At 76.9% G+C, this 24,808-nt stretch carries 2 protein-coding genes; both read right to left on the reverse strand.

The annotated features are described in order from the left end of the window. Nucleotides 1-29: 29 nt before the first annotated feature. The gene (locus ACTMS2_RS21500) at nt 30-14,594 is read right to left on the reverse strand and encodes a type I polyketide synthase (RefSeq protein WP_441176997.1); all 14,565 of its coding nucleotides are present in this window, start codon (nt 14,592-14,594) and stop codon (nt 30-32) included. A 43-nt stretch (nt 14,595-14,637) separates the two neighbouring features. After that, nucleotides 14,638-24,696, reverse strand: coding sequence for a type I polyketide synthase (locus tag ACTMS2_RS21505; protein ID WP_441176998.1), 10,059 nt, complete (start codon nt 24,694-24,696; stop codon nt 14,638-14,640). Nucleotides 24,697-24,808: the final 112 nt, after the last annotated feature.

Here is a 24,808-nt window from a genome sequence, read left to right on the forward strand (position 1 = left end):
TCTCGTGACACCACAGGTCCCCGGACGGCTCAGGAGAGCCCGAGGTCCTGGTCGATGAGGTCGAACAGCTCCTGGTTGCTGGCCACCCGCAGCCGGTCGGCCACCTCGGCGGTCTCCTCCCGACGTTCCTCGGCGGTGCCGAGCCGTTCGAGCAGGCTGTGCAGCCGCATCGTGATCCGCACCCGGCCGATGTCGTCCGGGTCGCGCAGCGCGAGGGCGCTCTCCAACTGGTCCAGCTCCGCCAGCGTCGGCAGCGCCTCCACCGACGCCTCGCTGAGCAGTTCGGCCCGCAGGTGCTCGGCCAGCGCCTGCGGGGTCGGGTAGTCGAACACCACCGAACTGGGCAGGCTCAGCCCGGTCGAGCGGGCCAGCCGCCCCCGCAGCTCCACGGCGGTGAGCGAGTCGAAGCCGAGGTCCCGGAAGGGCCGACCGGCCTCCACGGCGTACGGGCTGTCGTGGCCGATGACCTCGCCGGCGGCGGTGCGGATGAGGTCCACCAGCAGCCGCGCCTGCTCGGCCTGCGACAGCTCACCGAGCCGCTTGCGCAGTTCGCCGGCGACCTGGTCGCCGTCCTCGGCGTCGGCGCGCGCCGCCGCGGCCTGGGCGGCAACCTCGGCGATCTCACTGATCAGCGGCCGGGGCCGGGCGGAGGCGAAGACCGGCGCGAAGCGGTCCCAGTCGATGTCGGCGACCGTGAGGGCGATGTCGTCGCCGTCGAGGCCGGCGCGCAGGGCGGCCATCGCCGGTTCCCGGTCGAGCAGCGACACCCCGCGCCGGCTCATGGCCGCCGCGTGCGCGTCGGTCACCATGCCGCCGCCGGCCCACGGTCCCCAGTTGACCGAGAGGTGCCGGGGGCTCCCGGCCGGCCGGGACTGCGCCCAGGCGTCCAGGAAGGCGTTGCCGGCGGCGTACGCGCCGTGGTCGCCGACGCCCCAGACGGCGGCGATGGAGGAGAAGTGCACGACCAGGTCGAGCGGCTCCGGGTCGAGGAACTCGTCCAGGTGCCGGGCGCCGGCGACCTTGCCGGAGACGACGTCGGCGAGTTCCGCCTCGGTCACCGCGGCGACCGGGTTGAGCCGGCCCACCCCGGCGGCGTGCACCACGGCGTGCACGGTCTCGCCGTCGGCGCGCAGGGAGCGCACCAGGTCCGCGACCGCGTCCCGGTCGGCCAGGTCGCACGCCAGCACCCGCGCCTCGGCGCCGAGGGCGGCCAGTTCCGCCACCGCCTCGTCGGCCCCGGGGGCCGCCGCGCCGCGCCGGCTGACCAGCAGCAGCCGGCGCGCGCCGTGCCGGGCGAGCCAGCCGGCGGCGTACCGGCCGACGGCGCCGGTGCCGCCGGTGACCAGGACGGTGTCCGGCGGCTGCCAGCCGGCCGGCGCCTCGGTGCGGGGCGCGCGGGCGAGTCGACGCAGGTACGTCCCGGAGTCGCGTACCGCGAGCTGGTCCTCGTCGCCGGCGGCGGTGAGCGCCGCCAGGACGTGCTCGGCGGTGGCGGTGTCCAGCGTGGCGGGCAGGTCCAGCAGGCCACCCCAGTGCCGGGGGTGTTCCAGCGCGGTCACCAGGCCGAGGCCCCACGTGGTGGCCTGGGCGGGGCGGGCGACGGGGTCGTCGACGCCGGTGGCGACGGCCTGCCGGGTGAGCAGCCACAGCGGCACCGGGGGCAGCGCGTCCGTGACGGCCTGCACGAGGGCGAGGTTCGCGGTCAGGCCCAGGGGCACGGCGGGGCGCTCGGGGTGCGGTCGCTCGTCGAGGGCGAGCAGCGACACGATCCGGGTGGGAGCGGCGCCGGCGAGCTGCCCGGCGAGCGCCGTCCGGTCGGTCGTGGCCGGGTCGACGGCGAGCTGCCGCACGGTGCCGCCCCGGGCGGTGACGAGCTCGGCGAGCCGGTCGACGACCGGCTGATCGGTGCCGCTGTGGACCAGGGTCCACGTGCCGTCGGCGGCACCTGCGGCGAGCGCCTGCGGACGCCAGGTGATCCGGTAGCGCCAGCCGCCGGCGAGGGTGTCCTCCTGCTGCTGGCGCCGCCACCGGTCCAGGTCCGGCAGCAGTTCCCGCAGCGGCCGGTCCGCGTCGAGGCCGAGCCGGCCGGCGAACGCGTCGCCGTCGCCCGACGCCACGGCCCGCCAGAACGCCGAGTCGACGTCGTCGTGGGTGCCGGTCGGGGTGCCCGTCGGCGCCGCGTCGAGGGTCGGCCAGAACCGCTGGTGGGCGAACGCGTACGTGGGCAGGTCGACGGGGCCGGCGCCGGGCAGCAGCGCCGGGAAGCGTACGGGCACGCCGTGGCAGTGCAGCCGGGCCACCGCGCCGAGCAGGGTGGCCACCTCGTCCTGGCCGGGTCGCTGCACGCCGGTCACGACGACCGGGGCGTCCGCCGGCAGCGCGTCGGCGGTCAGGGCGGTCAGCACGGTGTCCGGCCCGATCTCCAGGAACCGGGTCACCCCGTTGGCGTGCAGGTGGGTGACGGTGTCGGCGAAGCGGACCGCCTCCCGGACGTGGCGCACCCAGTAGTCGGGGGTGCAGAGCTGCTCGGCGTCCACGACCGTGCCGGTCAGGTTCGACACCAGCGGCACCGTCGGCGGGGCGTACGACAGGGTCGCCGCCACGGCCGCGAACTCGGCGAGCATCGGCTCCATCAGCGGGCTGTGGAAGGCGTGGCTGACCCGCAGCCGCTTGGTGCGTACCCCGAGGTCGGCGAAGTGGGCGGCCAGCCCGGTCAGCGCGTCCCCGGCGCCGGCGACGACGACGGCGGCCGGCCCGTTCACGGCGGCGACGGCGACCTGTCCCGCCGTGCCGTCCAGGGCCCGCAGCACGTCGACCTCGGGCGCGGCGACGGCGAGCATCCCGCCACCGGCGGGCAGGGCCTGCATCAGCCGGCCCCGGTTGCCGACGAGCGCGCAGGCGTCGGCCAGGTCGAGCACCCCGGCGACGTGGGCCGCGCTGATCTCCCCGACGGAGTGCCCGGCCACGAAGTCGGGCCGGATCCCCCAGTGTTCGAGGAGCCGGAACAGCGCCACCTCGACGGCGAAGAGCCCGGTCTGGGTGAAGGCCGTCTGGTCGAGCAGGTCGGCCTCCGCGGTGCCGGGCTCGGCGAACAGCACCGGACGCAGCGGTCGCGGCAGGTACGCGTCCAGGTGCTGGCACGCCTCGTCGAGGGTCGCCGCGAAGACGGGGAACGTCTCGTACAGGCGACGGCCCGTCCCGGCGTGCTGGGCGCCCTGGCCGGAGAAGAGCGCCGCCAGCGCGCCGCCGGGCTCGGCGACGCCCCGGGCGAGGCCGGGGTGGTCCTGGCCGGCGGCGAGAGCCCGCAGGCCGGCGAGGGCGGCGTCGGCGTCCGCGGCGAGCAGCACCGCGCGGTGCCGCAGCGGGGACCGTCCGGTGGCCAGTGCCCGGGCCACGTCGGCGGCGGGCGTCGCGCTGCCCGGCAGCCAGTCGGCCAGCCGTGCCGCCTGGGCCCGCAGGCTGTCGGCGGTGTCGGCCGAGACGACCCAGGGCAGCACCGGCGGCCCGTCGGCCGGCCGGGGCGTGCCGGCGTCGGCCGGCGGCGCGGCGGGCGCCTGTTCGAGGATGACGTGCACGTTGGTGCCGCTGACCCCGAACGACGACACGCCGGCCCGGCGCGGCCGGTCGACGTCCGGCCACGGCTGCGCCTCGGTCAGCAGCGCGACGGCGCCCGCCGACCAGTCCACGTGCGGCGACGGCTCGTCCACGTGCAGGGTGGGCGGCAGCAGGTCGTGCTGGAGCGCCAGCACCATCTTGATCACACCGGAGACGCCGGCGGCGGCCTGGGTGTGGCCGATGTTCGACTTGACGGAGCCGAGCCAGAGCGGCCGGTCGGCGGGCCGGTCGCGCCCGTAGGTGGCCAGCAGCGCCTGTGCCTCGATCGGGTCGCCGAGCCGGGTGCCGGTGCCGTGCCCGTCGACGGCGTCCACGTCGGCGGCGGTCAGCCGCGCGTTGGCCAGCGCCTGGCTGATCACCCGCTCCTGGGCCGGCCCGTTGGGTGCGGTCAGGCCGTTGCTGGCGCCGTCCTGGTTCATCGCCGAGCCGCGGACGACGGCCAGGATCCGCCGACCGTCACGCTGGGCGTCGGAGAGCCGCTGCAACATCACCAGGCCGACGCCCTCGCCCCAGCCGGTGCCGTCGGCGGCCCCGGCGAACGACTTGCACCGGCCGTCGAGGGCCAGCCCCCGCTGCCGGGCGAACTCGAGGAACGGGCCGGGGGTGGCCATCACCGTCACGCCACCGGCGACCGCGACGTCGCACTCGCCCTGCCGCAGGGACTGGCAGGCCAGGTGCAGCGCCACCAGCGACGACGAGCAGGCGGTGTCGACGCTGACGGCGGGGCCCTGCAACCCGAAGTGGTACGCCAGCCGACCGCTGATGACGGCGGCGACGTTGCCGGTGGCCTGGTAGCCCTCGGTCTCGACCCGGGCGGCCATCAGCAGCGTCGCGTAGTCCTGGCCGTTGGTGCCGACGAAGACGCCGGTGTTGGTCTCCCGCATGTCGGCCGGCGCGGTGCCGGCCCGCTCGAACAGCTCCCAGGCGCTCTCCAGCAGCACCCGCTGCTGCGGGTCCATCACCATCGCCTCGCGCGGGGAGATGCCGAACAGGGCGGCGTCGAAGCCGGCGGCATCGGTGAGGAAGCCGCCCTCCCGCACGTATGAGGTGCCGGGCCGGTCGGGATCGGGGTCGTAGATCGCCGCCAGGTCCCAGCCCCGGTCGGTCGGGAACTCCGCGATCCCGTCGCGCCCCTCGGCGACCAGTCGCCACAGGTCCTCGGGGCCGGCGACGCCGCCGGGGTAGCGGCAGCTCATCGAGACGATGGCGATCGGCTCGTCCAGCGCGGTGGCGGCCCGCGTGGGCGCGGTCGCCGGGGTGTCGTCGCCGGTGATCCTGGTCGCCAGGTGCTCGGCGAGGGCGTCGGGCGTCGGGCGGTCGAACACCAGGGTCGCCGGCAGGTTCAGCCCCACCGCCTCGGCGAGGCGGTTGCGCATCTCGACGGCGCTGAGCGAGTCGAAGCCGATCTCCCGGAAGGACCGGTCCGCCGCGAGCGCCTGCGGCGAGGCCAGCCGCAGCACCGCCGCCGCGTGGACGCGTACGAGGTCGAGCAGGACCCGGCGGCGTTCCGGCGCGGCGAGGCCGGCCAGCCGGCCGCGCAGGGGCGAGGCCGCGTCGGGCGTGTCGCCGTCGCGCCGACCGCCGGCGAGCAGCCGCGCCACCTCGGGGACGTCGGCGATCAGCGGCCGGGGGCGGGCCAGCGTGTAGGTCTGCAGGAACCGGTCCCAGGCGATGTCCGCCACGGTGAGTGTGGTGTCGCCGTCGTCGAGCGCCCCGGCCAGGACGGAGACCGCGAGGTCGGGGCGCATGGCCCGTACGCCGGAGCGGAACATCTGGTCGGCGGCGCCCTCGGCGTCGACCATGCCGCCGCCGTCCCAGGCGCCCCAGGCGATGGCGGTGGCGGCCCGGCCGCGCCGTCGCCGGTCCTCGGCGAGCGCGTCGAGGAAGGCGTTGGCGGCGGCGTAGCCGCCCTGGTGCCCGCCGCCCCAGACGCCCGCGCCGGAGGAGAAGAGCACGAACGCCGACAGCTCGTCGCCGCACACCTCGTCGAGGTTCACCGCGCCGGCCACCTTGGCCCGCAGGGCGTCGGCGAGCTCGGTGACGTCGGTGGTTGCGACCGGTGCGGCGTGGGCGACGCCGGCGGTGTGGAACACGGCCCCGATGCGGGTGCCCTGCCCGGCCAGCCGCTCGACGAGGGCCCGCACGGCGGCGGGGTCGGCGACGTCGCAGGCGGCCACGGTGACGGTGGCGCCGGCGGCGCGCAGTTCGTCCGCCAGCTCGTCGGCTCCGGGCGTGGCGGGGCCCTGGCGGCCGGTCAGCACCAGCTCGCCGACGCCCTCGCGGGCCAGCCAGCGCGCGACCTGGGCCCCGATCGACCCGAGGCCGCCGGTGACCAGGACGGCGCCGCTCGCGGGACGCCAGTCCCCGGTCGCCGTGCGCTCGGCGCGGGCCCGGACCAGTCGCCGGGCGAACACCCCGGAGGGGCGCAGCGCCAGCTGGTCCTCCGCCTCGACGCCGGCCAGCACCGCCACGAGCCGGGCCCGGTCCCGGGGGTCCAGCTCGGTGGGCAGGTCCAGCAGGCCGCCCCAGCGGTCCGGGTGTTCGAGGGCGACCACCCGGCCGAGGCCCCAGAGCATCGCCTGCCGGGGGCGGTCGAGGGGATCGGCCCGGCCGGTGGAGACCGCGCCGGCGGTGGCGCACCACAGCGGCGCGGTGATCCCGGCGTCGCCGAGGGCCTGGACCAGGGCGTACGTGCCGGCGAGGCCCGCCGGCACGACCGGGTGGGTCGGGTGCGGCGCGTCGTCCAGGCCGAGCAGGGAGAGCACGCCGGCGACGGCTCCGCCGGTACGCGCGAGCCGGTCGGCCAGCGCCCGCCGGTCCGTCTCCGGCGCGTCGATCCGGACGACCTCGGCCCCGCCCTCGCCCAGTGCCCGGGCGGCGCCGTCGACCAGGGGGTGGTCGGCGTCGGCCGCCGGCACCACCAGCAGCCAGGTGCCGGAGAGGGTGGCCTCCGGCGCGACGGTCAGCGGCTTCCAGGTCACCCGGTACCGCCACGAGTCCACGGTGGACTCGTCCCGGCGGCGCCGGCGCCACGAGGAGAGCAGGGGCAGCGCGGGGTCGAGGGACCGGGCCGTGGTCTCGTCGATCCGCATCGCGGCGGCGAGCGCCTGCGGGTCGGCGCGTTCCACGGCCTCCCAGAAGTGCCGGTCCGCCTCGTCGGAGCCGGCGAGGGCGGGGGCGGTCGCCACCGGCGCCTGCGGCCAGTAGCGCTGGCGCTGGAAGGCGTACGTGGGCAGCTCCACCGGCGGGCCGGTGCGGGTGCCCAGGATCGCGGTCCAGTCCACAGGCACGCCGTGCACGTGCAGCCCGGCGAGGACTGCCAGCACGCGGTGCCAGCCGCCGGCTGCGGTGTCGTCGGCGGCCACCACGACGGCGTCGTCGGCGACGCTCTGCGCGGTCTCGCGGATGCCGGCGGCGAGCACGGGCCCGGGGGCAACCTCGAGGAGGACCCGGTGGCCCTCGTCGAGCAGGGCGCGTACGACCGGGTCGGCGTCGACGTCGTCGGCCAGTTCCCGGTACCACCGGGCGGAATCGAGGCCGTCGGTGTCGACCGTGCCGCCGGTCGCCGCCGAGTACAGCGGCACCTCGGCCGCCCGGAGGGTGATCCCTGCCGGCGCGTCCGGGCCGGCCTCGGCCCCGCCGCCGAGGGCGATCGTCCTCGCCGCGTCGTCCAGCGACAGCGCCCCGGCCACGCAGGCGGCCGCGACCTCGCCGTGGGCGTGTCCGAGCACGGCGGCGGGTCGTACGCCGAGCGAGCGCCACCAGCGGGCCAGCGAGACCGCCACGGCCCACCGGACGGCCGGCGCCACCCCGGGGTCGGCCGGGGTCGGGGCGCCGTCCGCGCCGTGCAGCACTGCGGTGAGTGACCAGTCCACGTGGGGGGCGAGGGCCGCCTCGCAGGCGGTGATCGCGGCGGCGAACTCCGGTGCCCGGTCGAGCAGCTCGGCGGTCGCGGCGGGCCACGGGTCGCCGTGGCCGGGGAAGACGAGGACCGGGTCGGCGCCGCGCGCCGCGATGCCGGTGACGGTGGCGGCGGTGGCCTCGCCGAGGTGGAACGACTCCAGGGCCCGCGTCAGGTCGACGGTGTCGCGGCCGAGGATGACGGCGCGGTGGGCGAACGCGGCCCGGGTGGTGACCAGGGCGTGCGCGACGTCGGCCGGCGCCAGCTCCGGGCGTGCCGCCAGGTGCGCGCCCAGCCGGGCCGCCTGGTCGCGCAGCGCCGGGGTGTCCACGGCGGAGAGCAGCAGGGGTACGACGCCGGCGCGCGGCCGGTCGGCGGACGGCGCGTCGACCGCCTCGGCGGGCGACTGCTCGATGATCACGTGGGCGTTGGTGCCGGAGATGCCGAACGACGACACCGCCGCCCGACGCGGCCGGTCCACGACCGGCCAGGGGGTGGGCTCGGTCGCGAGGGCGACCGCCCCGGCGGTCCAGTCGACGTGCGGGGAAGGCTCGTCCACGTGCAGGGTCGGCGGCACGAGACCGTGCCGCATCGCCAGCACCATCTTGATCACACCGGCGACACCGGCGGCGGCCTGCGTGTGCCCGATGTTCGACTTCACCGACCCCAACAGCAGCGGCCGGTCGACGGGACGCTCCTGCCCGTACGTCGCCAACAACGCCTGCGCCTCGATCGGGTCACCGAGGGTGGTGCCCGTGCCGTGCGCCTCCACGGCGTCCACGTCGGCCGGGGTCAGGCGGGCGTTGGCGAGGGCCTGGCGGATCACCCGCTGCTGCGACGGACCGTTCGGGGCGGTCAGACCGTTCGACGCGCCGTCCTGGTTCACCGCCGTACCGCGCACGACCGCGTAGATGCGCCGGCCTTCGCGCTGGGCGTCGGAGAGGCGCTGCACGAGCAGCACCCCGACGCCCTCGGACCAGCCCGTGCCGTCGGCCGACGCCGCGAACGACTTGCACCGGCCGTCGGCAGACAGACCCCGCTGCCGCGAGAACTCGATGAACGTCCCCGGCGTCGCCATCACCGTCACACCACCGGCCAACGCCAGATCACACTCACCACTGCGCAACGCCTGCGCGGCGAGGTGCAGCGCCACGAGGCTGGACGAGCACGCCGTGTCGACGGTGACCGCCGGGCCCTCGAGGCCGAACGTGTAGGCGACCCGGCCGGACAGGACGCTGCCGGAGTTGCCGGTGCCGACGTAGCCCTCGACCTCGTCGGCCAGCTCCATCAGCTGGGAGGCGTAGTCGTGGTACATGACCCCGGCGAAGACACCGGTCCGGCTGCCCCGCAGCCGCTGCGGGTCCAGCCCGGCGGACTCGAACGACTCCCACGACGCCTCCAGCAGCAACCGCTGCTGCGGATCCATCGCCAAGGCCTCACGCGGCGAGATCCCGAAGAAGCCCGGGTCGAACTCCGCCGCACCGTACAGGAAACCACCGTGGCGCGTGTACGACGTGCCGGGGTGGTCGGGGTCGGGGTCGAACAGGCTCTCCAGGTCCCAGCCGCGGTCGGTGGGGAACTCCCCGATCCCCTCCCCGCCGGCGGCCAGCAGCGCCCACAGCTGGTCGGGCGTCTCGACGCCGCCGGGGTAGCGGCAGGCCATGCCGACGATGGCGAGCGGTTCGTCGACCCGGGTCGTGGTCCGCGCGCCCGGCGCGGCGGGACCGCCGGCGGCGCCGGCCAGTTCGGCGTGCACGTGGGCGGCGAGCGCCTGGGGCGTCGGGTAGTCGAAGACCAGCGTCGAGGGCAGCCGCAGGCCGGTGGCCGCGTTCACGCGGTTGCGCAGGTCGACGGCGGTCAGCGAGTCGAAGCCCAACTCGCGGAACGCCCGGTCGGCCGGCACGGCTTCCGCGCCGCCGTGCCCGAGCACCTGCGCGACGAGGCCGCGTACGAGCACGTCGAGCTGGGCGCGCGCCTCGTCGGCGCTCAGGCCGCCGATGCGGGTCGCCCAGGTGGTGCCCTGTCCCGCCTGGCGGCGGGTCGTGGTCGTGCCGACCAGGTTGCGGAGCATCGGCGGCACCAGGCCGGCGCCGGCGGCGGCCCGGAGGGCGACCAGGTCGATCACGGCGGGCACCAGGGCCGGCCGGTCGGCGGCCAGGGCGGCGTCGAACAGCCGCAGCCCGGTCTCGGCGCTCATCGCGGTGACGCCGCCCCGGGTCGATCGCGCCCGGTCCGCGTCGTCGAGGGAGGCGGCCATGCCGTCCGTGTCCCACATGCCCCAGGCGAGGCTGACGGCCGGCAGACCCGACTGCCGCCGGTACGCCGCCAGGGCGTCCAGGAACGCGTTACCCGCCGCGTACGCCGACTGACCCGGCGAACCCAACACACCCGCCACCGACGAGAACACCACGAACAAGTCCAGATCCAGGCCCGCCGTCGCCTCGTGCAACAACCAACCCGCCGACACCTTCGGCGCCAACACCCCCGCCAGACGCTCCGCCGTCAGCCCCTCCACGACACCGTCGTCGAGCACGCCGGCCGTGTGCACCACACCCGCCAGACGACCCGAGGCGGAAACCTCGGCCACCAGCGCGCCGACCTGATCCCGGTCGGTCACGTCGCACGCGACCACCCGCACCGACGCACCCGACGCCGACAGCCGCGCCGACAGCTCACCCGCACCGGTGGCTTCCGGACCACGTCGCGACACCAGCACCAGCGACCGCACGCCGTGCACCGACACCAGGTGCTCCGCCACCAACGCACCCAGCGCGCCCGTACCACCGGTCACCAGCACCGCACCGTCACCCACGACCGGCGCCTTCACCGACGACGGGGCCACCGCACGCACCAGACGCGGCACGAACACCCCACCGGAGCGCACCGCCACCTGACCGCCGAACGACACCGGCTCGTCGGCCACCGTGGTCAGCACACCCAGCAGCCCGGCGTCCACGTCGCCGTCGACATCCGCCAGGACGATGCGACCCGGGTGCTCCGACTGCGCCGAGCGCAGCAGACCCCACACCGCCGCGCCCGCCAGGTCGGCCACCCGGTCGTCGGCACCGACCGAGACCGCGCCCCGGGTCACCACCACGAGCCGCGAATCCGCCAGCGCGTCCGCCGCCAGCCAGGACTGGACGACTGCCAGCACGTGCGACGTCGCGGCGCGTACCGCCTCGGGGTCGTTGTCGTGGCCGGCGTCCGGCGCGCCTGCGTGGTCGGGACGTTGCGCGCCGCCCGCCGGCACCAGCAGCAGGCGCGGCGCCACGCCCGACGACCCGGCGGCCGCCTCGACGTCGACGTACGCCGGCAGGTCCACGCCGACCGGCGAGCCCACCAGCCCCCACCCGGAGACGTCCCCGGCCGGGCTGACCTCCTGGGCCTGCCAGGCGACCTCGAACAACGACCGGGCCGCCTCGCCGGGGGACGACGACACCCCGGTCAGCTCCCGCAGCGCCAGGGAGTCGACCGACACCACGGCCGCACCCGACTCGTCGCACGCGACCAGCCGCACCGCCGAACCCACGCGCGTCAACCGCACCCGCAACACCCGCGCGCCCGAGGCGTGCACCTGCACACCCTCGAACGCGAACGGCACGCGCGGCCCGCCCGAACCCTCCGAGCCCGGCAGCAGCCCGATCGGGTGCAGGGCCGCGTCCAGCAACGCCGGGTGCACCCCGAAGCCCGCCGCGTCGCCCGCCACCTCGTCCGGCAACGCGACCTCGGCGTACACCTCGTCGCCACCGGCGGTCCACACCCGGCGCAGCCCCCGGAACACCGGCCCGTACGACAGGCCGCGCTCGGCCAACGCCGGATACCAGCCCGCCACGTCCACCTCGGACGCGCCGGCCGGCGGCCACTCCCCCACGCCCGGCTCGTCGGCCGACGCCGGCTCCAGCACACCCTCCGCGTGCCGGACCCACTCCGGGTCGACGGCCTCCTCCGGCTGCGAGTGCACGGTCACCGACCGGCCGCCCGCCTCGTCGGCCGCGCCGACGCGCACCTGCACCCGAACCGCACCCGCCGACGGCAGCACCAGCGGCGCGGCCACGGTCAACTCCCGCACCCGCGACGCACCCACCTCGTCGCCCGCCCGCACCGCCAACTCCACCAGGGCGGCGCCCGGCACGATGACCGCGCCGGAGACGGAGTGGTCGGCGAGCCACGCGTGCGTCGACGTGGACAGGCGGCCGGTCAGCACCACCATGTCCTCGCCGGCCACGGAGACGGCAGCGCCGAGCAGCGGGTGCCCGGCCGCCCCGAGGCCCGCCCCGGAGACGTCCGTCCACCGGCCCGCCGGTTCCAGCCAGTACCGCTGGTGCTGGAAGGCGTACGTCGGCAGGTCCAGGTGCCGGCCGCCGGCCCGGCCGAGCAGGTCCGCCCAGCCGACGGTCACGCCGTGCACGTGCAGCGACGCGAGGGCCTCCAGGAGGGCCTGCGGCTCGGGCCGGTCGTGGCGCGACGCCGGCACCAGCAGGGGCGCCGGTTCGTCGTCCGCGCGCTCGGCGAGGCAGTTCTGCGCCATGGCGGTCAGGACGCCGTTCGGCCCCACCTCCAGGTAGGTGTCGACCTCCTCGGCGCGCAGGCAGTCGACGGCGTCGGCGAAGCGCACGGTGCCGCGTACGTGGCGCACCCAGTAGCCCGGGTCGCAGAGCTGGTCGGCGTCGGCGACGCGACCGGTCAGGTTCGACACGACCGGGATCGTCGGCGGCCGGAACGCCAACCCCTCGGCGACGGCCGCGAACTCGGCCAGCATCGGGTCCATCCGGGCGCTGTGGAAGGCGTGGCTGACCCGCAGCCGGCGGGTCTGCGCGCCCCGCTCCGACCACAGCCGCTGCACCTCGTCGAGGGCCTCGACGTCGCCCGCGACCACCACGGCGGCGGGGCCGTTCACGGCGGCCACGTCCAGCCGGCCGGGCAGCCCGGCGAGGGACGCGGCGACGGCGGCCTCGTCGGCGGCCACGGCGAGCATGCCGCCGCCGGCCGGCAGGGCCTGCATGAGCCGGCCGCGCGCGGCGACCAGCGCGCACGCGTCGGCCAGGGAGAGCACCCCCGCCACGTGCGCCGCCGCGATCTCGCCGATGGAGTGCCCGGCCACCAGGTCCGGCACCACCCCGAACGACTCGACCAGGCGGAACAGGGCCACCTCGACGGCGAACAGCCCCGCCTGGGTGAACACCGTCTGGTCCAGCAGCTCCGCCTCGGGCGTACCCGCCCCGGCGAACAGCACCTCCCGCAACGCGCGCGGCAGCAACGGGTCCAGGTGTCCGCACGCCTCGTCGAGGGCGGCGGCGAAGACCGGGAAGGCCGCGTACAGCTCGCGACCCATGCCGGCGCGCTGCGCGCCCTGGCCGGAGAAGAGGAAGGCCACCCGGCCGCGCGGGGCCGACGCCGCGGTGGTGACGGTGCCGGTGGGCTCGCCGGCGGCGAGGGCCCGCAGCCCGGCGAGCAGGTCGTCCGCGTCGCCGGCCAGGACGACCGCGCGGTGTTCGAGCCCCGCGCGGTTGACCGAGGAGACCGCGACGTCCACCGGACGCAGGGAGTCGACGCGGGCGAGGTGGTCGGCCCAGCGCCCGGCCTGCCCGGCGAGCGCCTCGGGCGTACGGGCGGAGAGGAACACCGGGGCGAGCGGGAGCGTGACCGGCGCGTCGGCGACGGGCGGGGCCTCGTCGGTGGACGGGGCGTCGTCGGCGGGCGCCTCCTCCAGGATGACGTGTGCGTTCGTACCGCTGATGCCGAAGGACGACACGGCGGCCCGGCGCGGCCGGTCGGTGGCCGACCATGCCCGCGCCTCGGTCAGCAGCGAGACCTGCCCGGCGGACCAGTCGATGTGCGGGGACGGCTCGTCGACGTGCAGGGTGGCGGGCATGGTGCGGTGCCGGATCGCCTCGATCATCTTGATCAGACCGGCGGCGCCGGCGGCGGCCTGCGTGTGGCCCAGGTTCGACTTGACCGAGCCCAGCCAGAGCGGCCCGCCGTCGCCCCGGTCCTGCCCGTACGTCGCCAGCAGCGCCTGCGCCTCGATCGGGTCGCCGAGGGTGGTGCCGGTGCCGTGCGCCTCGACCACGTCGACGTCGGCCGGCGAGAGCCGGGCGTTCGCGAGGGCCTGCCGGATGACCCGCTCCTGCGACGGGCCGTTCGGGGCGGTGAGCCCGCTGCTGGCGCCGTCCTGGTTGACGGCGCTGCCCCGGACCACGGCGAGGATCCGCCGGCCGTCGCGGCGGGCGTCGGAGAGCCGCTGCAACAGCAGCACCCCGACGCCCTCGGACCAGCCGGTGCCGTCGGCGGCGGCGGCGAACGACTTGCACCGGCCGTCCGAGGCCAGGCCCCGCTGGCGGGAGAAGTCGGCGAAGGTGCCGGGGGTGGACATGACCGTGACGCCGCCGGCGAGCGCGAAGTCGCAGTCCCGCTGGCGCAGCGCCTGCGTGGCCAGGTGCACGGCGACCAGGGACGACGAGCACGCCGTGTCCACCGTGACGGCCGGGCCCTCCAGCCCGAAGGTGTACGCCACCCGCCCCGACACGACGCTGCCGGAGTTGCCGGTGCCGATGTAGCCCTCGACGCCGTCGGGCAGGTCCAGCACCCGCGACGCGTAGTCGTGGTACATCACCCCGGCGAACACGCCGGTCCGGCTGCCGCGCAGCCGCTGCGGGTCGATGCCGGCGTGTTCGAACGCCTCCCAGGACGTCTCCAGCAGCAGTCGCTGGTGCGGGTCCATCGCCAGCGCCTCGCGGGGGCTGATGCCGAAGAAGCCCGGGTCGAACTGCGGCGCGTCGTAGAGGAAGCCGCCCTGGCTGCTGGTCGACGTGCCCGGGTTGTCCGGGTCGACGTGGAAGAGCCGCTCCAGGTCCCAGCCCCGGTCGGTCGGGAAGTCGCCCACGCCGTCGCCGCCCCGGTCGACGAGGTCCCACAGCTCGGCCGGGCTGGACACGCCGCCCGGGAACCGGCACGCCATGCCGATGACGGCCATCGGCTCGCGGTCCTTGGCCTCCACCTCGCGTACCCGCCGGCGCGCGTCGCGCAGGTCGGCAGTGGCACGCCGGAGGTAGTCGAGGAACTCTGCCTCAGTGGGCATCGGGCCACTCCGTATCGGGGTTCGAGGTGTGCGACATGCCGGATCAGGCCGAGCCGAACTCTTCGTCCAGCAGGCTGAAGATCTCTTCGGCGGAGGCCGACTCGAGGCTGGCGCCCTCGTCGGCGGCGGCCTCCGCACCGGACTCGGTGTAGGTCCACAGGGAGAGCAGTTCGCGCAGCCGGGCGCCGACGGCGGCCCGGTCGGTGTCACCGGTGGCCACCGCGCGCATGGCGTGCTCCAGCTTGTTTAGCTCGCCGAGCACCGTCAGCGCGGACGTGCTCCGCTCCGCCAGCAGCGCGCCCCGCAGGTACTCGACCAGCGCGGCCGTGGTCGGCCGGTCGTAGATCAGCGTGGACGGCAGCCGCAGGCCGGTGGCCGCGTTGAGCCGGTTGCGGAACTCGACGGCGGTCAGCGAGTCGAAGCCCAGCTCGACGAAGCCGCGCTCGGCGTCGATCGAGCGGATCGACGCGTAGCCGAGGACGGCGGCGGCGTGGGTGCGGACCAGGTCGGAGAGCACCTGGTCGCGGTCGGCCTCCGCCGTGGCGGCGAGGGTCTCCCGCAGCGCCTCGGCGGGGTCGCGCTCGGCGGCCCGGGCCGCGCCGGTCGTCGCCGGGCGGACCAGCGACCGCAGCACCGGCGGCACCGCCGCCGGCCCGTGCCGGCCGATCAGCGCGAGGTCCAGGTTGACCGGTACGACCACCGGCTCGGCGAAGCGCAGAGCCTCGCTGAACAGGTCCATGCCCTCCTCGGCGCCGAGCGGGACGAAGCCGCCCCGGTTCATCCGGGCCTCGTCGACGTGCCCGGTCTGCCCGTCGCCGGTGTCGTTGACCCACGGCCCCCAGGCCAGCGAGAGCGCCGGGAGTCCCCGGTCGTGCCGGTGCTGGGCGAGGGCGTCGAGGAAGCAGTTCGCCGCCGCGTGGTTGGCCTGTCCGGGGCCACCGAAGAGGCCGGCGGCCGAGGAGAAGAGCACGAACGCGGCCAGGTCCAGCTTCTCCGTCAGCTCGTGCAGGTGCCAGGCCGCGTCGACCTTGGGGCGCAGCACGGTGTCGAAGCGGTCCGGGGTGAGCGCGGGCAGGACGCCGTCGTCGAGCACCCCGGCCGCGTGTACCACGCCGGTCAGCGGCAGGTCGGCGGGGAGCTGGTCGACCAGCAGGGCGAGCGCGTCGCGGTCGGTGACGTCGCAGGCGACCACCCGGGCGGTGGCGCCCAGCTCGGCCAGCTCGTCGACCAGCGCGGCGACGCCCGGGGCGTCCGCCCCGCTGCGGCTGACCAGCAGCAGGTGCCGTACGTCGTGCCGGGTCACCAGCCGCCGCGCCACGAGCCGCCCGAGCAGGCCGGTCGCCCCGGTCACCAGGACGGTGCCGGCGGCCAGGTCGGGGCCGGGCGCCTCGGCCGGGGGCGGCCCGAGCCGGGTCAGCCGGGGCACCCGGAGCTGGCCGGCGCGTACGGCGAGCTGGGGTTCGCCGGTGGCCAGGGCCGCCGGCAGCAGCGCGGCGGCCGAAGCGTCGTCGTCGACGTCGAGGAGCACGATCCGGTCGGGGTTCTCCGACTGGGCGGAGCGCAGCAGGCCCCAGGCGGTGGCGGCCGGTACGTCGGCGATCCGCTCGTCCGGGTCGACCCGGACCGCGCCGCGGGTGACCACCACCAGCCGGGCGGCGGTGAGGGCCTCCTCGGCGAGCCACTGCTGGGCCAGCGCGAGCGTGCGGTGGGCGACGCGGTGGGCCTGGGCGGCCGGGTGCGGCTCGTCGGCGGCCGGTCCGGCGCAGGTCACCACCACCGCGTCGGGCACGGCAGCGCCCGCGCGGACGTCGGCGACCAGCGCGGAGAGGTCCGGATGCCGGTCGGTGCCGGGCCAGTCGTCGCCGAGGACGACGAGCCGGGGGGTGCCGTCGGCGCGGCCGGCGGCGGGGGCGACCCAGTCGAGGCGGTGCAGGGACCGGCTGGCCGAGCGGCGGGCGGCGCTGAGCTGCTCGCCGGAGATGGGCCGCAGGACCAGGCCGTCGACGGAGGCGACCGGGGTGGCGCCGGTGTCGGTGATGGTCAGGGCCACGGACCCGGCGTCGGTGGCGCGCAGCCGGATCCGCAGCTCGCGGGCGCGGGTGGGCCGGATGGTGACGCCCGACCAGGTGAACGGCAGGCCCGGGCGGATGTCGGGGCCGCCGGCGGTGGCCGGCGCGCCGCCGTCCGCGGTGGCGCCGGTGGCGCCGGTGGCGCCGGCCGTGGCGCTGGCGCCGATGGCGTGCAGCGCCGCGTCCATCAGGGCCGGGTGCACCGAGAAGGCCGTGGTGTCGGTGGACGCGTCGGCGTCGAGGGCGACCTCGGCGAGGATGTCCGGGCCCGAGCGCCACGCGGCGCGCAGCGCGCGGAAGGCGGGGCCGTAGTGGTAGCCCTGGGCGGCGAGCCGGGCGTAGAGCCCGTCGAGGGCGATCGGCTCGGCGTCGGCGGGCGGCCACACGGCGGCCGGAGCGGGGTCCGGGTCGACGGTGTCGGCGAGCTGGCCGGAGGCGTGCCGCTGCCAGGCCCGGGCGCCGTCGGGTCCGGTGTCGTCGTCGCGCCGGGTGTGGATGGCGACGGGCCGGTGCCCGGTCTCGTCCGGCGGGCCGACGCGGACCCGCAGGTCGATGCCACCCTCGGTGGGGATCGCCAGCGGCGCCTCCAGGTTCAGCTCGGCGACCGTCGCCGCGCCGGCCTGCCGGCCGGTCCAGGACGCCAGCTCCACCAGGGCCGTCCCGGGCAGCAGCACCGTGCCCAGCACGGCGTGGTCGGCGAGCCACGGGTGGGTGGTGAGGGTGATCCGGCCGGTGAACAGCAGGCCCTCGTCGCCGGGCAGGTCGGCCACCGCGCTGAGCAGCGGGTGGTCGACCACGTCGAGGCCGACGGCGGGCAGGACGGAACGGTGTGCGCCGGTGCGCTCCAGCCAGTAGCGGTGCCGGTCGAAGGCGTACGTGGGCAGGTCGACCGGCTCGGCCTCGGGCAGCAGCCGGCGGTGCTCCACCGCCAGGCCGAGGGTGTACGCGGTGGCGAGGCCGGTCAGCAGCCGGGTGGCGGCGTCGTCCGGCCCGTCGAGGGTGTCCAGGACGTGGCCGGTGGTGCCGGTCGCGTCGAGCACGGCGGCGACCCGGGCGGCCAGCGCCGGTGTCGGCGAGACCTCCACGAAGGTCACGTGTCCGGCCGCGACGGCGGCGCGCAGGGCGGCGTCGAGCCGCTCCGTTCCCGCGTCCCCGTCGGCGGCCGACGGAGCACCGGTCCCGAGCGCGGCCCAGTGGTCCGGACCGAGGCCGGCCGGGTCGGTCCAGTCCCCGGTGACGGTGGAGGCCAGCCGAGCGGTGCCGGGCTGCGGCGCGATCCCCGCCAGGGCGGCGCGGAGGCCCTCGGGGTCCAGGTCGCCGGCGGCGGCCCGGGCCCGCAGCGCCACCGTGCGGGCGGCGTCGGGCAGGGACAGCAGGCCCGCGACGCAGGCGGCCACGACCTCGCCGTCGCCGTCGCCGACGACCGCGGCCGGGGCGAGCCCGGCGTGCCGCCAGACGGCGGCGAGCGCCACGCCGACGGCGAACAGGACGGGCCGGGCCAGCTCCGGCCGCTCGGCCCAGGAGGGGTCGGAGCCGGTGAGCAGGGCGGCCGGGTCGACGTCCACCCAGGGGGCGAGGGCCTGCCGGCACTCGGCGAGGGCGTCGTCGAAGACCGGGCAGCGGCCCACCAGGTCGGCCGCCGCGCCCGCCGGGGCGGCGGCCGGGAAGACGAACACCGGGCCCGCGCCGTGGTTGGCGACGGTGCCGGTCACCACGTTGCCGGCCGGCGTGCCGGCCGCGAGGGCGTCCAGGCCGGCCAGCAGCTCGCCGGGGGTGGCGCCGAGCACCACGGCACGCCGGTCGAACGCCGAGCGCGTCGCGGCGAGGGACCAGCCGACCGCCGCCGGGGCGAGGCCGGGGTGCGCGCGTAGGTGCCGGGCCAGCCGGGACGCCTGCGCGGCCAGGGCGGAGGCCGAGCGGGCCGAGACCGGCCAGACCACCGCGTCGGCGCCCAGCAGCCCGGCGGCCGGGGCGGGGGTCGGCTCGGCGTCGCCGGCGGCGTCGGTGTCGACGGGCTGCTCGACGACCACGTGGGCGTTGGTGCCGGAGATGCCGAACGAGGAGACCGCCGCCCGGCGGGGCCGGTCGACCGCCGGCCAGGGCCGGGACCGGGTCACCAGCTCCACGTCGCCGGCCGACCAGTCGATGTGCGGCGACGGGGTGTCCGCGTGCAGCGACGCCGGGACGGTGCCCTCCCGCATCGCCAGCACCATCTTGATCACGCCGGCCACGCCGGCGGCGGCCTGCGCGTGGCCCATGTTCGACTTGACCGAGCCCAGCAGCAGCGGGCCGGCGTCGCCCCGGTCCTGCCCGTACGTCGCCAGCAGCGCCTGCGCCTCGATCGGGTCGCCGAGGACGGTGCCGGTGCCGTGCGCCTCGACGACGTCCACGTCGGTGACCGTCAGCCGGGCGCTGGCGAGGGCCTGCCGGATCACCCGCTGCTGGGAGGGGCCGTTGGGGGCGGTCAGGCCGTTCGACGCGCCGTCGGAGTTGACGGCGGAGCCCCGTACCACGGCGAGGATGCGGCGGCCCTGCCGCCGGGCGTCGGAGAGCCGCTGCACGAGCAGCATGCCGACGCCCTCGGACCAGCCGGTGCCGTCCGCCGTGGCGGCGAAGGACTTGCACCGCCCGTCGGAGGCCAGGCCGCCCTGGCGGGAGAACTCCTGGAACGCCGTCGGGGTGGCCATCACCGCCACGCCGCCGGCCAGCGCCAGGTCGCACTCGCCGCGCCGCAGCGCCGCCCCGGCGAGGTGCAGCGCCACCAGGGACGAGGAGCAGGCGGTGTCGACGGTGACGGCGGGTCCCTCCAGCCCGAGGGCGTACGCGACCCGACCGGAGATCACGCTGTGCGCGGCGCCGGTCATCAGGTAGCCCTCGACGCCCTCAGGGACCTCGGTCAGGCCGGTGCCGTAGCCGGAGGTGGAGGCGCCCACGAAGACGCCGGTACGGGTGCCGCGCAGCGTCGCCGGGTCCACCCCGGCCCGTTCCAGCGCCTCCCAGGACGTCTCGAGGGTGAGCCGCTGCTGCGGGTCCATGGCGAGGGCCTCGCGGGGCGAGATCTCGAAGAACGCGGGGTCGAAGTCCGCCACGTCGTAGAGGAAGCCGCCCGCCGGCGGGTGCGTCCCCTCCGCCGGTTCGGGGATCTCCCAGCCCCGGTCGGTGGGGAACGGCGAGATGGCGTCCACGCCGTCGGCGACCAGCCGCCAGAACGTCTCCGGCCCGTCGACGCCGCCGGGGTAGCGGCAGGCCATGCCGACGATCGCGACGGGCTCGTCGGCGTCGACGACGACGGCCTGCGGGGCGTCGGCGGGGGCGGCGCCGGAGACCAGCTCGCGCAGGTGCGCGGCCAGTTCGGCGGGGGTGGGGTAGTCGAAGACCAGCGTGGTGGGCAGCCGCAGGCCGGTGGCCGTGTTCAGCCGTCCCCGGAAGTCCACGGCGGTCAGCGAGTCGAAGCCGAGGTCCTTGAACGGGCGGCCGCGCAGCTCGTCGGGGGTGGCGTGGCCCAGCACCGCGGCGGTCTGCTCGTTGACCAGCCGCAGCAGCTCTCGCTCCTGCTCCGCCGCGGGCAGTGTCGCGAGGTGGCGCAGCGGCGCGGCGACCCCGCCCGTGGGCGTGGCGGCGGCCTCCTCCTGCGCGACGAGCGCCCGCACCTGCGGCAGGCCGCCCAGGAAGGGGCTGGGCCGGGCCACGGTGAACGCGGGGTGGAACCGGCTCCAGTCGACGTCGGCGACGGTCACGCAGGGCGTCGGGCGACGCAGCGCCCGGTCGAGGGCGACGAGGGCCTTCTCCGGGTCGACGGGCGGCAGGCCCATCCGGTTGAGCTGCTCGGTGGCCACGTTCTCGGCGGCCATGCCGTGCGCGCCGCCCCAGGCCGTCCAGGAGACGGCGGTGGCCGGCAGGCCCCGGTCGCGCCGGTTGACGGCCAGGGCGTCCAGCAGGGAGTTGCCGGCGCCGTAGGCGCACTGCCCGGCGCTGCCCCACACGCCGGAGATGGAGGAGAACATGACGAACGCGCCCAGCTCGCGGTCGGCGAGGCACGCGTCGAGGTGCAGGGCGCCGAGCACCTTGCCCGCGACGACGTGCGAGAACTCGTCGAGGGTGGTGTCGGTCAGCGGGGTGAGCTGGTCGGTGCCGGCGGCGTGCACGACTGCGGTCAGGTCGGGCAGCGACCCGACCAGCTCCGCCACGGACCGCCGGTCGGTGACGTCGCAGGTGGCGGCGGTGACCCGCCCGTCGGCGCCGTACGCATCGAGCAGGTCCGCCACGGCCGGGGCGGCGGCGCCCCGGCGGCTGGCCAGGACCACCCGCCCGACGCCGCGGTCGAGCAGCCAGCGGGTGACGTGGCCGCCGAGGGCGCCGGTGCCGCCGGTGACCAGGACGGTGCCGGAGCACCAGTCGCCGGCGGACGGCTCGTCCGCCGCCGGCGGGGCCGGGGTGAGCCGTCGGGCCCAGGTGCCGCCGGGTCGTACGGCCACCTGGTCCTCGCCGCCGTGGCCGGCCAGCACGGCGGCGAGCCGTCGGGTGGTGGCGTCGTCGACGGTGGCCGGCAGGTCGACCAGGCCGCCCCAGCGGTGCGGTTGCTCGACGGCCGCGGCGCGGCCGAGGCCCCAGACCTCGGTCTGCAACGGGTGCGCGACCCGGTCGCCCGGGGCCGCCGCCACGGCGCCGCTGGTGACGCACCACAGCGGCGCCACCAGGTCGAGGTCGGTCATGGCCTGGACCAGGGCGAGGGTGCCGGCGGCGGCGAGGGTCACGCCGGGGTGTTCGGGCAGCAACCGGTCCTGGCCGGCGACCACGGCGAGCACGCCGTCGACGGGCCGGCCGTCGACCAGGTCCCGTAGCCGGGCGGCGAGGGCCGCGCGGTCCAGGTCCGCCGCGCCGACGCGCAGCACCGGCGACTCGGCGTCGCCGAAGAGCCCGGTCAGGCCGTCGGCCCACGCCGGCGCGTCGTCGGCGGGCAGCACGACCAGCCAGCGGCCCGCCGGGGCGTCGGCCTCCTCGACCGGCACGGGCTGCCAGGTCACCTGGTACGACCAGCCGTCCACGAGGGAGCGTTCCCGCCGGGACCGGCGCCACGAGGTGAGCACGGGCAGGGCCGGCAGCAGCGCCTGGACCTGCTCGTCGTCGTCGCCCAGCTCGCCGCGCAGGGTGTCGGCGTCCGCCTGTTCCAGGGCGGTCCAGAACTCGTCGTCGCCGTCCGCCGCCACGGTGTCGGGGGCGGGCGGCGGCTCGGGCCAGAAGCGCTGCCGGCGGAAGGCGTACCCGGGCAGCGGCACCCGCGCGGCTTCGGCGCCCGCGTACAGCCGCGCCCAGCCGACCTCGACCCCGCCGACGTGCAGCTCGGCGAGGGCGGTGAGCGCGGACGCGGGCTCGGGGCGGTCGCGGCGCAGCAGCGCCACGGCGGCGGTGTCGTCGTCCGCGCCGGCGGCGGTGAGGACGTCGCGGGCCAGCGCGGTGAGCACCCCGCTGGGGCCGACCTCCAGGAACGTACGCACGCCGAGGGCGCGCAGCTGGTCGACGCCGTCGGCGAACCGGACGGCCTCCCGCACGTGCCGCACCCAGTAGTCGGCGGTGCGGATCTCGTCGGGGTCGGCGAGCGCGCCGGTCAGGTTCGACACGATCGGCAGCGCCGGCGGGTGCAGCTCCAGCCGGCGCACCACGGCGGCGAACTCGGCGAGCATGGGTTCCATCAGCGGACTGTGGAAGGCGTGGCTGACGCGCAGCGGCCTGGTCCGTACGCCCTGGTCGGCCCAGCGGCGCTCCAGTTCCTCGACGGCGTCGGCCGCGCCGGAGACGACGACGGCGGTGGGCCCGTTGACGGCGGCCACGGCGACCCGGTCCTCGACGCCGGCCAGGGCGGCCCGGACGGCGTCGGCGGGGAGCTGGACGGCCAGCATCGCGCCGCCGGCCGGCAGGGCCTGCATCAGCCGGCCCCGGGCCGCGACGAGCGTGGCGGCGTCGGGCAGCGACAGCACGCCGGCCGCGTGCGCGGCGGACAGCTCGCCGATCGAGTGGCCGAGCAGGACGTCCGGGACGATCCCCCAGCTCTCCAGGAGCCGGAACAGCGCGACCTCGACGGCGAACAGGCCGGCCTGGGTGTAGAGGGTCTGGTTGAGCAGCCCGGCGGCCTCGTCGCCCTCGGGCGCGAAGAGCACCGGGGTGAGCGGGCGGGGCAGGTGCCGGTCCAGCTCGGCGCAGACCTCGGCCAGCGCCCGGCCGAAGACGGGGAACGCGGCGGCCAGCTCGCGGCCCATGCCGCTGCGCTGCGCGCCCTGGCCGGAGAAGAGGAACGCGAGCTTGCCGCCGCGCGGGCCGGCGCCGGTGACCAGGCCCGGGGCGTCGCCGCCGGCGGCCAGCGCGCGCAGGCCGGCGGTCAGGTCGGCGCGGTCGGCGGCGAGCAGTACGGCGCGGTGTTCGAGGCTGGCCCTGGTGTGCACCGACGACCAGCCGACGTCGGTCAGCCGCAGCTCGGGGCGGCCGTCGAGCCAGTCGGCCCAGCGGGTGCCCTGCGCGGTCAGGGACTCGGCGTCGCGGGCGGAGACCAGCACCGGCACGAGGCCGGCCCCGTCGACGCAGGCGGTGTCGGCGGCGGCCGGCACGGTGCCGGCGTCGGGGGCGTCCGGGGCGTCCGCCGGGGCCGGGTCGGCGGCGGGCGCCTCCTCGATGATCACGTGGGCGTTGGTGCCGCTCATGCCGAAGGAGGAGATGCCCGCGCGGCGGGGCTGCTCCCCGGCGGGCCACGGCCGCGGCTCGGTGGCCAGCGCGACCGCGCCGGCCGTCCAGTCCACGTTGGGGGTGGGCTCGTCGACGTGCAGGGTGGCGGGCACGGTGTCGTGCCGCAGCGCCATCACCATCTTGATCACGCCGGCCACGCCTGCGGCGGCCTGGGTGTGGCCGATGTTCGACTTGACCGAGCCGAGCCACAGCGGCCGGTCCGCCGGCCGGCCCTGCCCGTACGTCGACAGCAGCGCCTGCGCCTCGATGGGGTCGCCGAGGGTGGTGCCAGTACCGTGCGCCTCCACGACGTCGACCTGCTCCGGGGCGAGCCGGGCGCTGGCCAGCGCCTGGAGCACGACCCGCTGCTGGGACGGGCCGTTGGGGGCGGTCAGCCCGTTGCTCGCGCCGTCCTGGTTGACCGCGCTGCCGCGTACCACGGCGAGGACCGGGTGGCCGTTGCGGCGGGCGTCGGAGAGCCGCTCGACCAGCAGCAGGCCGGCCCCCTCGCCCCAGGCGGTGCCGTCGGCGGCGGCGGCGAACGACTTGACCCGGCCGTCCATGGCCAGGCCCCGCTGCCGGCTGAAGCCGATGAAGGCGGACGGGGTGGACATGACGGTGGCCCCGCCGGCCAGCGCCAGGGTGCACTCGCCCTGCCGCAGCGCCTGGCAGGCCAGGTGCAGCGCGACCAGCGACGACGAGCAGGCGGTGTCGACGGTGACGGCGGGTCCCTCGATGCCGAGCGCGTACGAGATCCGGCCGGACACGACGCTGGCCGCGGTGCCGGTGAGGATGTATCCCTCGGTGCCGGGCGGCGGCTGCTGGAGCAGCCCCACGTAGTCCTGGCCGGTGGTGCTGGCGAACACCCCGACCTGGTGGCCGCGCAGCGTCGAGGGGTCGATGCCGGCGTGCTCGAACGCCTCCCACGAGGTCTCCAGCAGCAGCCGCTGCTGGGGGTCCATGGCGAGGGCCTCGCGCGGCGAGATGCCGAAGAACGCGGCGTCGAAGTCGGTGGCGGAGTCGACGAAGCCGCCCTCGGCGACGTACGACGTGCCGGGGTGGTCGGGGTCCGGGTGGAACAGCCGCGCCAGGTCCCAGCCACGGTCGGCGGGGAACGCGGAGACGGCGTCGCGGCCGGAGTCGACGAGCTCCCACAGCTCCTCCGGCGAGTCCACCCCGCCCGGGAACCGGCAGGCCATGCCGACGATGGCGATCGGCTCGCGGTTGGCCGCCTCAAGCTCGCCGAGCTTCCTCCTGGTCTGGTGAAGGTCCGCCGTCACCCATTTCAGGTACTCCCGGAGCGTATCTTCAGTCGCCATTGACGCCACCTCTTCGGGTCGGAAAGAAACAGCGACCCAATACCGTCCACAGACGCCACAAGCCGCGAAGATCCAAACCCATTCAGCCGACCACGAATTGCTAGACAAATAG

Source organism: Micromonospora sp. SD12, assembly GCF_052068495.1.
GTDB lineage: Bacteria > Actinomycetota > Actinomycetes > Mycobacteriales > Micromonosporaceae > Micromonospora > Micromonospora echinofusca.

Bases quoted from the DNA above. Each gene is read 5' to 3' on its own strand.
- ACTMS2_RS21500 (WP_441176997.1), bottom strand. From the start codon at position 14,594: ATGCCCACTGAGGCAGAGTTCCTCGACTACCTCCGGCGTGCCACTGCC.
- ACTMS2_RS21505 (WP_441176998.1), bottom strand. From the start codon at position 24,696: ATGGCGACTGAAGATACGCTCCGGGAGTACCTGAAATGGGTGACGGCG.